The following is a 13,313-nucleotide window of genomic DNA, read 5'->3' as shown; positions in this document are numbered from 1 at the left end:
GAAGTCCGGAGGGCCGGCACCGCACCCGACAAACAACGCCCGCCGCGTGGGGGTACCTCCCACGCCCTTTAGGCAGTGGGGGAGCGACGGCGAGTGAGCCCCGCGGCGGGAGAGACGGGTACGTACGGGGCGCCGCAAAGCGCACAACGCCGAGCGAGCCCCGCGGCGCGAAAGACGGGTACGCACGGCCGCAAAGCACTACGGCGAGCAACAACCGCGGCGCGACAGCCACGTACGTGGGCGGCTACCGATCCGGCAGGTGGATGACCGGAAAGCTCCCCGTACTCGTCGGGGCGTTCTCCGGCAGCCAGAGGACGGAGATCGCGCCCGTCGAGCCGTCCGTCAGCTCGTCCGCGTTGCGGAAGGTCAGACGGGCGCCCAGCACACGGGCCTGGCCCGCGGCGATGGTCAGGCCCAGCCCGTGGCCGCGGCCCGCCCGGTCGCTGCTGCCGGTGCGGAACCGGCTCGGGCCCTCGCGGAGCAGCGCCTCCGGGAAACCGGGCCCGTGATCGCGCACCCGCAGCACCCGGCCCTCGACCGTCACCTCGATCGGCGGCTTGCCGTGCCGCGCCGCGTTCGCGATCAGATTGCCCAGGATCCGCTCCAGCCGGCGCGGATCGGTGGTCGCCTCGGAGTCCCGTACGACATCGATCTTGATGTCCGGGTCCAGGGCCCGCACCCGGCGGGTCACGAACTCACCCAGCGCCACGTCCTGCAGCTCGGCGCGCTCGGCGTAGCCGTCCAGCCGGGCCACCTCCAGGACGTCCTCGACGAGCGTCCGCAGCGCCTGCGCACGGTCCCGGACCAGCTCCGACGGGCGGCCCGGCGGCAGCAGCTCGGCCGCGGTCAGCAGACCGGTGACCGGCGTGCGCAGCTCATGGGCGATGTCCGCGGTCACCCGCCGCTCCGCCTCGATCCGCTCCTGGAGCGCGTCCGACATGGCGTCCACCGCCCACGCCAGATCGTCCGTCTCGTCCCGGACCCGGCCGCCGACCTCGTCACGGATCCGTACCGAGGTGTCCCCGTCGGCCAGCTTCCCGGCCGCCGCGGCCGCCTTCCGCAGCCGCTTCGACAGCCGCCCGCCGACCAGTACACCCAGCGCACAACCGCCCACCACCACGGCGGTCGAACCGATCAGCAGCGCCTGGTCAAGATCGTCCAGAACGGCGAACCGGTCCGGGAACCGGTCGTGCATCGACAGCACCCGGCCGTCGCTCAACGGCGTCGCCGCCCACACCTCCGGCGCCGTCTCCCCGGTGTCCTGCAGATACGTCGCGCGCTCGTTCTCCGCGACCTCGCGGCGCAGCGGCTCCGGCAGCGCCGGATCGTCGATCTTCGCCCCGAACTGCAGCCGGCTGGTCGACTCGAAGATCTTCTGGGTGAAGTTCAGCCGCTCGACCTGCACGTCCCGGCTGTTGTCGAGCATGGAATGGCGGGCCGCGTTGTGCACGACGAGGCTCAGCGCGATCGCGACCAGCGCTCCGACGAGCGCGATCGCGGCGCTGAGCTTCCATCTCAGCCCTGTCCGCAGGGCCAGCCTCACCACCGGCGGCGTCAGCCTCTCAGCTTGTATCCGAAACCGCGGACCGTCTCGATCCGGTCCTGGCCGATCTTGCCGCGCAGCCGCTGGACATGGACGTCCACGACCCGGGTGTCACCACCCCAGCCGTAGTCCCACACCCGCTCCAGCAGCCGGTCGCGCGAGAGGACCGTACCCGGCGCGTTGGAGAACTCCAGCAGCAGCCGCATCTCGGTCGGCGTCAGCGCCACGTTCTCGCCGCCCTTGCGGACCTCCATGCCCTCGGTGTCGACCTCCAGATCACCGAAGCGCAGCACCGCCTCGTCCGGGGCGTGGTCCGCCGCCGCGGCCGGCTTGGCGCCGTCCGGGCCGCTCGCGTGACCGAAACGGCGCAGCACCGCACGGATCCGCGCCACCAGCACCGCCCCGTCGAACGGCTTGGTGACGTAGTCGTCCGCGCCCGCCTCCAGGCCCAGCACCACGTCGATCGAGTCGGCCCGCGCCGACAGCATGATCACCGGAACCGTCGACTCGTCACGGATCCGCCGGCACAGACTGACCCCGTCCAGCCCCGGCACCATCACATCGAGCAGCGCGATGTCCGGACGGTTCGCACGGAACGCCTCCAGCCCCGCGAGCCCGTCCGGCATCGCGGTGACCACGAATCCGTCCCGCTCCAGCGCGAGCTGCGTCGCCTCGCGGATGACGTCGTCGTCCTCGACGAAAAAGCACATGGGTGTCGGCCATGCGGTTGTCTCAACCCTCCGGTCCCGCGCCGCTGTCCCCGGTCGCCGGGATGCTGTCGACGGTGGTCTTGCTGTAGTCGGTGTGGTACTGGTCGGCCTGGGTGAAGCGGCCGCCCGCCCAGTGGTACGTCGTCACGTCCTCACCGGACGGACAGCACACCTTGTCGCCGGCCGCGTAGGTCTGCTTCGAGACCTCCAGCTCACCCTTGTTCACCGCGGCGGAGACCGACGGCTGCTCATTCGCATACACGTTGTCATACCCGTCCTTCGCCCCGCTGTCCCTGCGGTACACGTAGGACCCGATCCCCACGGAATCCGCGCAGGTCATGACGTTGACGATGACATCGGGCGACGAACCGCCGGTCAGCGACGCATACGTCACCTCCACCGGGTACTCGTCGGCGGCGCACGGCTTGTACAGGGACTTCTTCACGTCCGCGCCGACCCTCGGATCGTCCCGCATCAGCCGGACCGCGTCGACCTTCTTGTACCCGGCCGACGAGGTCGGACTCGGCGCGCTGCTCGCCGCCCCTTGGGCATCGGGGTGCTGCTCGCCGACCCCTCGCTGCGCACACCCTCGCCCCCGGATTGCACCCGGCCAGCAAAAGGCCGACGGCGGCCACCCCCGCCGTGGCCGCGCCGCCTCTGGTCAACCCGATCCTGGTCAACCTGTTCCTGGACAATCCGCTCCTGCTCACCGTGCTGCTCGCACAGCCGCCGATCCCGCTGCTGTTCGTTGAGTGACTGAGTTGAGTGACTGAGTTCAGTGACTGAGTTCAGTGACTGAACTCAGTGCCTGAAGTGAAGGTATTCGTGCGTTCCCTGATGTGATTGTGACGCCTCGACCTATGAACCGTACGGCTCCGGACCACGTGACCGTTTTCACACATTTGTCATGCGTGTGATCACTGAGGGCTCCCCCCGCACGTCAGGCCGCACACCGGCCCGCGCCACCCGCCATCAGGCCGCGCACCGCTCCTGGTCCTGCCGCGCCCGGTCCTGCTCCCCGCGCTCCAGCATCCGCGCGTCGATGTCGCGGGCCTGCAGCTCCTGACGCAGCCGCGCCAGCGCACGGTGCAGCGTGCTCTTGACCGTACCCGTGGACATCCCGAGCGCGGCAGCCGTCTCCTCCGTGCTCATCTGCTCCCAGTGCCGCAGCACCACGACGCTGCGCTGCTTGGGAGCCAGCACCCCGAGGATGTCCATCAGCAGCGCCCGGTCCGCGCGCTGCTCGGTGCCGTCGTCCACGCTCGCGTCCGGAAGCTGCTCGGTGGGCACCTCCTCCAGCTTGCGGGCCCGCCACCACTCCGTACGGGTGTTGATCATGACGCGGCGGAGGTAGGCGTCGGCCAGCGACTTGTCCGCGATCCCGTCCCAGCGGCCGTACGTGCGCACCAGCGCCGTCTGCAGCAGGTCCTGGGCGTCGACCGGATCGGGCACCAGACGCCGGGCGCTGCGCAACAGGGCCTCCTGCCGCGTCCGCACGTACTCTTCGAAGTCCAGTACCTTGCCGCCGCTGGTCGCCATCCCGACGCCTCCGATCCGCTTGCGATTCCCCACGTTGACTGCGCTGGCGGTCATCTCCAGCACGTGGAAGACGCTACGGAGGGGGTGTTGCGGCGTAATGTGCGTCGGCCCCACAGCGAGTGCACGGAAAACCCTCGGTTGTGTAACAGCGCGCCGGGGGTCATACCTCGGGGGGACGGCGACCCCCGCGCCGTCATACTCCGGTCGGACAACACCCCCGCCGAAAGGCCCATGAGGCCCACGGCATCCGTCACGGCGCACGTGACGACGCGCGTCACGGGACCTTCACCACCAGGTGGTCCGGCACCACGCCGCCCGGCCGAAGAATCACCATCCGGCCAACTACCGACCCTTTTCGGCCGTGAAAGACAGTCAGGGACGGCTGCGGGTGCAGCCGCCCCTGACTGTGCGGGGGTGCCGGGGCCGTGCGGGGCGCCGGGCGCACGGACCCGCCGTACGGCGGACGGAGTACGGCGCATGGGTACGGCGCATGAGGTACGGCGCGTGAAGTACGCACGCACGAGGGCGCGGCGTGGTCACGCACGGGCGGCCCGGACCGGCACCGGTAACTCGGCCGACCACGTCGGCCGAGACCGTCGATCGAGGTCACCGGTCGGGGCCGTCGGCCGAGGTCATCGATCGGGTCACCGGTCGAGATCATCAATCGGGGTCACCGGTCGAGGTCAGCGACCGGGGTCACCGGTCAATGACCCCGAGCGGGGCGACCGGTCGAGGTCAGCAGCCAATGACCTCGACCGGGGGTGTCGACCGACGTGCCGCCTACGACAGCGGCAACCGGTACCGTCCGCCGCCCAGCGGTTCCACCAGGCCGTCCGAGACCAGCCCGTCCAGCGCTCGGGCGCGCTGCACCGGCTCGTCCCATACCGCGTCCAGCACCTGCTGCGGAACCGGAGCCACCGCCTCCCGCAGCACCGCGAGCAGCTTCCCGCGCACCTGCCGGTCGGTACCGGCGTACGTCTGGGTGCGCCGCGGCGGCCCGTCGTGCGCAGGGGAGCCGGCCAGCCGCCACGCGCACCGCGAGGCGATCGGGCAACGGTGACACTCCGGCGTGCGCGCCGTACACAACAGCGCACCCAGCTCCATCGTGGCCGCTGCCCAGCGCGCCGCCAGCTTCTCGTCCTCGGGCAGCAGTTGGCGGGCGAGCTTGCGCTCGGCGGCGGTGGTGGCGTTCGGCGGGAACTGCCGGCCGGCCACTGCGCGCGCGAACACCCGCCGCACGTTCGTGTCCAGCACCGCGTGCCGCTGCCCGTACGCGAACGAGGCGACCGCCGCGGCGGTGTACTCGCCGACGCCGGGCAGCGCCAGCAGCTGGGCGTGTTCGCGCGGTACGTCACCGCCGTGCCGCTCCTGTATGGCGGACGCGGCGGCGTGCAGCCGCAGCGCGCGCCGCGGATAGCCGAGCCGGCCCCAGGCGCGGACCGCCTCGCCCGGCGCCTCGGCGGCCAGGTCGGCGGGGCGCGGCCAGCGGGCCAGCCACTGCTCGTACACCGGCAGCACTCTGCTGACCGGCGTCTGCTGGAGCATGAACTCACTCACCATCACACCCCAGGCGCCCGCCTCGGGGCGGCGCCAGGGCAGATCGCGGGCATGCTCGTCGAACCAGTCGGTGACCGGCCCGTGCAGCGCGGTCCCGTCTGCGGCCTCCGCGGCCGGAGCGGCGGCGGAAGCGGTCTCGGCGGCGTCGGACGTGGCAGATGAGGTGACAGGCGTCGAAGTCATGGCACCGACGATCCTGGCACGTCCGCACGCGCCCAGGAAACGCACCGGCCGCGCCCCGCCGCACGCCCACCCACTCGCAGGACGACTGCATACGCACGCCTGGCCGCTACCGCCGGTACGCCACCCCACGACCGCCTCCGAAAACTCACTACAATCCGAGGGAACTGATTACTCTCCGTAATCGTTGCCGGGATTAGGAAGGAGGCGACAAGGCGAAGCAAGGGAAGGCGGGGCCGGGCGATAACGGGGCGCGGCAGGACGCGCAGGAAATGCGCACGGGTGCGGGGCGCGGGGCACAGGGCACGGGGTGCAGGGTGGAGGGCACAGGGCACAGGGCACAGGGCGCGCGGCGCAGGACACAAGGAGCGAGGCGCGAGGCGCGAGGCGCGAGGTACGAGGCACAGGGCGCAAGGCCGGGATACGGACATGGCGAAGGCGAACGACAGCGACGGGCAGATGCAGATGCCGCAGGCACCAGACGCGAGCGACAGGCGTACGGCAGAAGCGAGCGAGGGGCATACGGCGAGGACGGGCGGCAGCGCTGGTGGGTCCGTTGGGTCCGTGCGCGGTGACGAGTCCGTGCGTGGCGGCGCGACCGCCGCGGGCCCTGCGCCCTGCCCGCCTGCGATCGAGCAGGCACTGGCCGCTCACACGACGATCACCCTGGCGTACGTGGACGAAGACGGCCCCCAAGCCTGCGCGGTGCTGTACGCCACCGAGGCAGCCGACGTGACGGAGGCAGGTGCGGGTGCAGGTGCAGGCGCGGCCGGCGGGCCGGTGCTGTACTTCGTCACCGCGGCCACGACCCGCCACGGCCGGGCCCTGGCCGAGCCGGGTGTCCTGGGCGAACAGGGGGCCCGGGCCGAGTCGAGGACCCGGGTCGCCTTCACGGCGCAGCGCGACGGCCAGGAGTGGAGCGCCCTGACGGGGATTCAGGGTCGAGGTCGCTGCCGGCCCCTGTCGGGCGCCGAGCGGGCCGTCGGCTGGCGGGCCTATACCCGGCGCTTCCCGTTCGTCGAGGCGGACGAGCGGCTCCGGGCCGCGTTGGAACGCACCACCCTCTGGGAACTGCGCCCTGACTGGCTGCGGCTGATCGACAACGGCCAGGGCTTCGGTCACAAGGAGGAGTGGCGGCGGCCGGAGGGGACGTAGGCACTGGGCGGTGCCGGGAGGCGCCGGGGGCGGCGCCGGTGGCGGTGCAGGGGGGCGGGGTGCCGGGGGCGGGGGTGCTGCCCGCAGCGGTGGCGGTGGCGGTTGGCTGGCGGGTTGGTCGTGTGTGTGGGGGCGGTTGAGCGGGGTGTAGGAGGGGTGGGGGATGGGTGGGGTTGGTGAGGCGGAAGGGATGTGTGTGGCGGGTTGGGTGGGTGTGGGTGGTGGGGGCCGGGCTGATCATGGGAAAAGTTGCAGTCTGATGCGGCGGGTAGTGGCCGGTGCGGCTGCTGATCTCTCGTAGAGTTTCCGCGTGGGATCACTGCGCAATCCGATCGGGCCGCTTCCCTCCTCCATCTACTGGCGGCGGAGGGCCGTTGCGCTGGCCATCGTCGTCCTGCTTGCCCTACTGGTCGTGTGGGCCCTCAACTTGGGCGGCGGGGGTAACAGCGGCGACGAGGGCAAGGGCGGTGCGCACGGGAAGGGGCCCGCGACGTCGATCACGCCCGGACCCTCGTCCGCGGGCCCTGCGATCAGCCAAAAGCCGGGCGGACGCGGTGAGTCGGGGTCCGGAGGGGAGTCGGGGGACGGCTCCGGGTCCGGTGGCGGAGCCGGCTCTTCGGGCGGCGGGAGCGGTGGCGCCGGCGGCGAGGACGACGGGTCCGATGGTGGTTCCGGGGGCGGTGGCGCGGGAGCCGGCGGGCCGATCGGACAGGGGTCCGGCAAGGGCGTTCCGGCCAGTTCTTCGTTGCCCAACTGCACCGATCCGAAGGTCGAGTTGGTGTTGCGGAGCGTCAAGGACTCGTACGCGCCGGACAAGAAGCCGAAGTTCGAGCTGACCATCAAGAACACGGCCGATGCGGCCTGCAAGGTGGACCTCGGGCGGAAGGCGGCAGTGCTCACGATCAGCGACGCCGCGGGTGACGACCGGGTGTGGGCCTCGAACGACTGCCCCTCGGGCACCGCACCGGCGCTGTTGCAGGTGCCGGCCAACGGCTCGGTGAAGCGCACCGTCGAGTGGGACCGGCGGGCGAGCGGACCGCAGTGCGCGACGCCCAGTTCGGCCACGGTGCCGTCCGGCAAGTACCGGATCGAGGCAAAGGTGCCGGGGCTGAAGTCCGCCCGTACGTCGTTCGTTCTGGCCGAGGACTAAAGCGGTCACCGTCTTTACCGCCTTCACCGCGTTCACCTCCTTCACCGGTTCGTCGTCGGCCGTTCGTTGATCGCTGTTGGCCGTCGCCCCTCAGCCGTCGCCCCTCAGCCGTAAGCCGTCGGCCGTCAGCGGCTGGCGGCTCGTCGTTCGCTGGGCGCTGGGGAGCCTTGGCCATTCGCGTTTCACGTTTCACGTTTCGCGTTTTGCCTTCGCGTTCGTCGTACGGCGTTGGGCGTCGGGCTCGGGGCGGCCCTGATTCGGAGGCGGGGCCTCCGGTAATTCTGCTGGTGGGGATTTCGCTGATGGCGTGCGGTGCTGGTTCCGGCCGTCGGGGTCCGGCACAGTCGGCGGTATGAAGCTACTGATGCTGGGCGGTACGGAGTTCGTGGGGCGGGCGGTCACCGAGGCGGCGGTGGCGCGGGGCTGGCAGGTGACGGTCTTCCACCGGGGGAGGCATGCGGCACCGGAGGGCGTGACGGCCTTGCACGGTGAACGGGGGGTGGCGGGCCCGGAGGGTCTCGCGGCGTTGCGGGAGGGGGAATGGGACGCCGTAGTGGACACCTGGAGCGGTGCGCCCTCGGCGGTGCGGGACGCGGCGCGGCTGCTGGCCGGGCGGGCCGGCAGGTATGCGTACGTGTCCAGCCGGTCGGTGTACGCGTACCCGGCGGCGTACGGGCTCGACGAGGACGGGCCGCTGGTGGCCGGGTCCGCGGACGCCACGGACGCCGAGGACTACGCGGCGGCCAAGCGGGGCGGGGAGTTGGCGGCGCTGGACGCGTTCGGGGAGCGGGCGCTGCTGGTGCGGGCCGGGCTGATCCTCGGGCCGTACGAGAACATCGGGCGGCTGCCGTGGTGGCTGGGCCGGATCGCCCGTGGCGGACCGGTTCTGGCGCCGGGGCCGCGGGAGATGGCGCTGCAGTACATCGATGTGCGTGATCTCGCGGAGTGGACGCTGGACGCGCTGGAGGCCGGGCTCGGCGGGGCGTACAACCTGGTGAGCGAGACCGGGCACGCCACGATGGGGGAGCTGCTGGAGAGCTGTGTGAAGGTCACCGGCTCGGATGCGGAGCTGCGCTGGACGGCGCCGGAGGACGTGCTCGCGGCCGGTGTGGAGCCGTGGACCGAGTTGCCGGTGTGGCTGGCGTCGGATGAGTCGCGGGATGCGATGTTCGGGGCGGATGTGTCCCGTGCGCTGGCGACGGGGCTGCGGTGCCGGCCGGTTGCGGAGACGGTGGCCGATACGTGGGCGTGGTTGCGGAGTATCGGTGGGGTGGCGCCGCAGCGTCCGGACCGGCCGGTGGTGGGGCTGCCCGAGGAGAAGGAGGCGGCGGTCCTGCGGTAGGCAGGAGCCGGGGGATTCGGGCGGGGCGGGGTGGCGGGGAGAGGAGGGGAAGGCGGCGGGTGGGGGCCCTTAGGGGGAGCCGAACGGATCCCGTAGGGGACGCGCGGGCCCCTGCGAGGCCACAACGGCGAGGGGTGGGTGGGCTATTCCGCACCCACCTCCTGCACCCGCCACCTACCCGCAGCTCTCCACGCGTACCGCTGCACGCGTACCGCTCCAGGCTTACCGCGCCACGCGTACCGCGCCACGCCTATCGCGCCACGCGTACCGCTCCACGCCTACCGCTCTACACGTACCTCTCCAAGATCGAGGACTCCGCCAGGCGGGAGAGGCCCTCGCGGACGGAGCGGGCGCGGGCCTCGCCGACGCCGTCGACGGTCTGGAGGTCGTCGACGCTGGCGGCGAGGAGTTTCTGGAGGCCGCCGAAGTGGTCGACGAGGCGGTCGATGACGGTGCCGGGGAGGCGGGGGACCTTCGCCAGGAGGCGGAAGCCGCGCGGGGAGACGGCGGAGTCGAGGGTCTCGGGGGCGCCGCTGTAGCCCAGCGCGCGGGCCACGTTGGGGAGTTCGAGGAGTTCCGCGTGGGTGAGGGAGTCCAGCTCGGCGAGCGCCTCGGAGACCGTGCGGGCGCGCTTGGCGGTGGGCTCGGGTACGTAGTCGCGGACGACCAGTTCGCGTTCCGGTTCGACGCCGGCGATGAGCTCTTCGAGCTGGAGGGCGAGCAGCCGGCCGTCGGTGCCGAGTTCGACGACGTACTCGGCGATTTCGGTGGCGATGCGGCGGACCATTTCCAGCCGCTGGGCGACGGCGGTCACGTCCCGGACGGTCACCAGGTCCTCGATCTCCAGGGCGGAGAGGGTGCCGGCGACCTCGTCGAGGCGGAGCTTGTAGCGCTCCAGGGTGGCGAGGGCCTGGTTGGCGCGGGAGAGGATGGCCGCGGATTCCTCCAGGACGCGGCGCTCGCCGTCGACGTAGAGCGCGATCAGCCGCATGGACTGGCTGACGGAGACGACGGGGAAGCCGGCCTGGATGGAGACGCGCTGGGCGGTGCGGTGGCGGGTGCCGGTCTCCTCGGTGGGGATGGAGGCGTCGGGGACGAGCTGGACGCCGGCCCGGAGGATCTTGGTGATGTCCTTGTCGAGGACCAGTGCGCCGTCGAGCTTGCAGAGCTCGCGGAGGCGGGTGGCGGTGAATTCGACGTCGAGGACGAAGCCGCCGGTGCACATGGTCTCGACGGTCTTGTCGAAGCCGAGGACGATCAGGCCGCCGGTGTTGCCGCGGAGGATGCGTTCCAGTCCGTCGCGCAGGGCCGTGCCGGGGGCGACGGCGCTCAGCGAGGCGCGCATCAGGCTCTCGGTGCCGGATCCCCCGCCGGACCTGCCGGGAGTCGATGCCCGGTCGTTGGCTGCCACTGCACTCCTCCGTCGCACGGTCTGTCGGTCCGCGGGCCGCCCGGCCCTTGCTGTGGTTGACGTACCACCGGAGCGTACGTGGCCGACAGGCAATTCTGCGGTGACGGGCGAGACCAGGGCAAAGTCTACCGGCGCACACCCTCCTCCTGTGGGGCCTCCCGGCGTACGCGCTTGGGCAGGACGGTGAGCGCCTGTCCGACGTCGGCGACCTCCAGGACCCGCATGCCGTCGGGGATCTTGCCGGGGTCGGTGGGGACGAGGGCGTGGGTGAAGCCGAGCCGGGCGGCTTCGGAGAGCCTGCGCTGGACGCCGGTGACGCGTCTGACCTCGCCGGCGAGGCCGACCTCGCCGATGGCGACGAGGTTCTTGGGCAGGGGGGTGTCGCTGGCGGCGCTGGCGAGGGCGAGGGCGACGGCGAGGTCGGCGGCGGGTTCGGTGAGCTTCACGCCGCCGACGGTGGCGCTGTAGATGTCGCGCTTGCCGAGGGCGCTGATCCGGCCGCGCTGTTCCAGGACGGCGAGCATCATCGAGACGCGGGAGGTCTCCAGGCCGGAGGTGGTGCGCCGGGGTGAGGGGATCTGGGAGTCGACGGTGAGCGCCTGGACCTCCGCAACCAGCGGGCGGCGGCCCTCCAGGGTCACCGTGAGGCAGGTGCCGGGGACGGGTTCGTCGCGGCGGGTCAGGAAGAGTCCGCTGGGGTCGGCGAGGCCGGTGATGCCTTCGTCGTGGAGCTCGAAGCAGCCGACCTCGTCGGTGGTGCCGTAGCGGTTCTTGACGCCGCGGACGAGGCGGAGGCGGGCGTGCCGGTCGCCTTCGAAGTGGAGGACGACGTCGACGAGGTGTTCCAGGAGGCGGGGGCCGGCGATGGCGCCGTCCTTGGTGACGTGGCCCACGAGGAGGGTGGACATGCCGCGTTCCTTGGAGGCGCGGATGAGGGCGCCGGCGACCTCGCGGACCTGGGCCATGCCGCCGGGGGCGCCGTCGATCTCGGGGGAGGCGACGGTCTGGACGGAGTCCAGGACCAGCAGGGAGGGCTTGACGGTGTCGAGGTGGCCGAGGACGGCGGAGAGGTCGGTCTCGGCGGCGAGGTAGAGGTGGTCGTCGAGGGCGCCGATGCGGTCGGCGCGGAGCCGGACCTGGCTCGCGGATTCCTCGCCGGTGACGTAGAGGGTGGGGTGGGCGGCGGAGGCGGATTTGGCGGCGGCGTCCAGGAGGAGGGTGGATTTGCCGACGCCGGGCTCGCCGGCGAGGAGGACCACCGCGCCGGGGACCAGGCCGCCGCCGAGGACGCGGTCGAGCTCGTCGACGCCGGTGGAGCGGGCGGTGGCCTGCTTGCCGTCGACCTGGCCGATGGGCAGGGCGGCGGTGGTGACCCGGCCGGGCGCGGTGGTGCGGACGGCGGGGGTGCCGCCGAACTCCTCGACCGTGCCCCACGCCTGGCATTCCGGGCAGCGGCCGAGCCACTTGGCGGTGGTCCAGCCGCATTCGGTGCAGCGGTAGGAGGGGCGGTCCTTGCCCGGCGCTTTACGAGTTGCCATGGGGTTCACGGTAGCGGCGGGGTCCGACAACGCCGCTACCGCCGCCGGACCCGGCCACCGCCGGCCGCCGGTGCCCTGGGCCCGGGCCGCGGGCGACGGGTGGCCGCCGGTGCCGGCCGGGCCCCGGGCGGTATCGCCTCAGGTCCGGGCCGCCTGGCGGCGTTGTGCCGTCCGCGCCCGTCGTTCGTTGCTCCGACCGGGTGGCGCACGCCGCGTGCGTTCCCGGTGCCGCGGCGGGGTCGTGTCCCTTTTGAGGGAGATGGTCACCCGTAAGGGTTAAAAGTGGTCCGGGAGAGTAAGTCCGGCTGCATCATCCGCCTACCGTCGCCGGGGTGATGAGCAGCAGGCCCGAGCACCCCACGCACTCCACCGGCGCACACCGGTCGCGCGGCGACGACCGGCGCCGGAGCCGTCCGCAGTCCGCCCAGCCGTCCCCCCGGCCCCTCCAGCCGCCCGTCCCGGGTGTCCCGGACGGGCCGGGTGACGGCTATCAGCCGTATCTGGACGGCCTGTTCACCTACTGCCTGTCGGTGCTGTGCGAGCACGACGCGGCGACCGCGGTGCTCGGCGAGGTGCTGGCGCTGGCCGAGCGGCACCACCACCGCCGCCCGGCCGACCCGGCGTTGCTCCGCGCCTGGCTGTACGCGCTGGCCCGCTGGGCGTGCCTGCGCCGGCTCGCCGAGCGGACCGGCACCGGCACCGCTGCCGGCGCCGGTGCCGCGGCGCCCCGGGACAGCGAGCGGCGGCAGCGCGAGCTGGCGGTGCTGGCCTGGCCGGAGGCCGCGGGCACCGCTCCCGGGCAGCGGGAGGCGCTGGAGCTGTCGGTGCGGCACCGGCTCTCCGCCGACGAGGTCGCCGCGGTGCTCGGCGCCGACCCGATCGCCACCCGCGCGCTGCTCGCCACCGCCTCCTGCGAGGTGGAGCGGACCCGGGCGGCGCTGGCCGTCGTCGAGTCCGGCCGGTGCAAGGAGGTGGCGCAGCTGGCGGGGGACAGCAAGGTGCTGCTGGGGGCGGCGCTGAGCCGGGAGCTGGTGCGGCACGTCGACGACTGTGCGACCTGCCGGCGGACCGCGGAGCGGGCCACCGCGCCGGGGCCGTGGCCGGGCACCGCGCCGGCGGCCCGGGGTTCGCTGCCGTTGGTCACCGCGCCGCAGGAGGCGGTGCTGGGGGCGCTGGCGGCGGCCCGGC

At 72.6% G+C, this 13,313-nt stretch carries 10 protein-coding genes and 1 pseudogene; 3 read left to right on the top strand and 8 right to left on the bottom strand.

Translation table 11 applies throughout. The annotated features are described in order from the left end of the window. Positions 1–244: 244 nt before the first annotated feature. From cseC to OJ254_RS06870, 5 genes and pseudogenes are all read right to left on the bottom strand, one after another. The gene (gene cseC, locus OJ254_RS06890; RefSeq protein WP_261956367.1) at positions 245–1,546 is read right to left on the bottom strand and encodes a two-component system sensor histidine kinase CseC; all 1,302 of its coding nucleotides are present in this window, start codon (positions 1,544–1,546) and stop codon (positions 245–247) included. Between the two features lie 8 nt (positions 1,547–1,554). Next, positions 1,555–2,266, bottom strand: a pseudogene (gene cseB, locus OJ254_RS06885) (two-component system response regulator CseB). 9 nt (positions 2,267–2,275) lie between these two features. Beyond that, entirely contained in the window at positions 2,276–2,728 is a 453-nt protein-coding gene (locus tag OJ254_RS06880; RefSeq protein WP_265361658.1) for a hypothetical protein, read from the bottom strand. A gap of 497 nt (positions 2,729–3,225) precedes the next feature. Next, positions 3,226–3,846 (bottom strand): SigE family RNA polymerase sigma factor, encoded by a 621-nt coding sequence (locus tag OJ254_RS06875; protein WP_078871998.1) that lies wholly within the window; start codon positions 3,844–3,846, stop codon positions 3,226–3,228. Positions 3,847–4,572: 726 nt separating this feature from the next. Continuing rightward, positions 4,573–5,532, bottom strand: coding sequence for an HhH-GPD family protein (locus OJ254_RS06870; RefSeq protein ID WP_265361657.1), 960 nt, complete (start codon positions 5,530–5,532; stop codon positions 4,573–4,575). Positions 5,533–6,204: 672 nt separating this feature from the next. On the opposite strand from OJ254_RS06870, the gene OJ254_RS06865 reads away from it, so the two are divergent. The 3 genes from OJ254_RS06865 (at position 6,205) to OJ254_RS06855 (ending at position 9,176) form a co-directional block, all read left to right on the top strand. Further along, complete coding sequence (locus tag OJ254_RS06865) at positions 6,205–6,684, top strand: pyridoxamine 5'-phosphate oxidase (RefSeq protein WP_265361656.1); 480 nt, start codon at positions 6,205–6,207, stop codon at positions 6,682–6,684. A 745-nt stretch (positions 6,685–7,429) separates the two neighbouring features. Beyond that, positions 7,430–7,834, top strand: a complete 405-nt coding sequence (locus OJ254_RS31480) for a hypothetical protein (RefSeq protein WP_423835849.1) — start codon at positions 7,430–7,432, stop codon at positions 7,832–7,834. A gap of 352 nt (positions 7,835–8,186) precedes the next feature. After that, positions 8,187–9,176: an NAD-dependent epimerase/dehydratase family protein gene (locus tag OJ254_RS06855; protein WP_265361654.1), complete on the top strand. Its 990-nt coding sequence runs from the start codon at positions 8,187–8,189 to the stop codon at positions 9,174–9,176. 286 nt (positions 9,177–9,462) lie between these two features. Here the strand turns inward: OJ254_RS06855 and disA are convergent, their stop codons facing one another. From disA to OJ254_RS30950, 3 genes are all read right to left on the bottom strand, one after another. Beyond that, entirely contained in the window at positions 9,463–10,587 is a 1,125-nt protein-coding gene (gene disA / locus OJ254_RS06850; protein ID WP_030415811.1) for a DNA integrity scanning diadenylate cyclase DisA, read from the bottom strand. Positions 10,588–10,712: 125 nt separating this feature from the next. Next, a complete protein-coding gene (gene radA / locus OJ254_RS06845; RefSeq protein ID WP_265361653.1) occupies positions 10,713–12,125 on the bottom strand; it encodes a DNA repair protein RadA in 1,413 nt (470 codons plus the stop codon). Positions 12,126–12,642: 517 nt separating this feature from the next. Next, a complete protein-coding gene (locus tag OJ254_RS30950) occupies positions 12,643–13,269 on the bottom strand; it encodes a hypothetical protein (protein WP_341483791.1) in 627 nt (208 codons plus the stop codon). Between the last annotated feature and the right edge of the window lie 44 nt (positions 13,270–13,313).

The sequence above is a fragment of the Streptomyces endophytica genome (genome assembly GCF_026153355.1).
GTDB lineage: Bacteria > Actinomycetota > Actinomycetes > Streptomycetales > Streptomycetaceae > Streptomyces > Streptomyces endophytica.
The sequence above is the reverse complement of the archived record's forward strand: the minus strand, read 5'-3'. Positions and strand labels throughout refer to the sequence as shown.

What these genes read in the sequence shown, in the direction of transcription:
- OJ254_RS06880 (WP_265361658.1), bottom strand. Translation starts at nt 2,728, where the DNA reads ATGCGGGACGATCCGAGGGTCGGCGCGGACGTGAAGAAGTCCCTGTAC.
- OJ254_RS06875 (WP_078871998.1), bottom strand. Translation starts at nt 3,846, where the DNA reads ATGACCGCCAGCGCAGTCAACGTGGGGAATCGCAAGCGGATCGGAGGC.
- OJ254_RS06870 (WP_265361657.1), bottom strand. Translation starts at nt 5,532, where the DNA reads ATGACTTCGACGCCTGTCACCTCATCTGCCACGTCCGACGCCGCCGAG.
- OJ254_RS06855 (WP_265361654.1), top strand. Translation starts at nt 8,187, where the DNA reads ATGAAGCTACTGATGCTGGGCGGTACGGAGTTCGTGGGGCGGGCGGTC.
- radA (WP_265361653.1), bottom strand. Translation starts at nt 12,125, where the DNA reads ATGGCAACTCGTAAAGCGCCGGGCAAGGACCGCCCCTCCTACCGCTGC.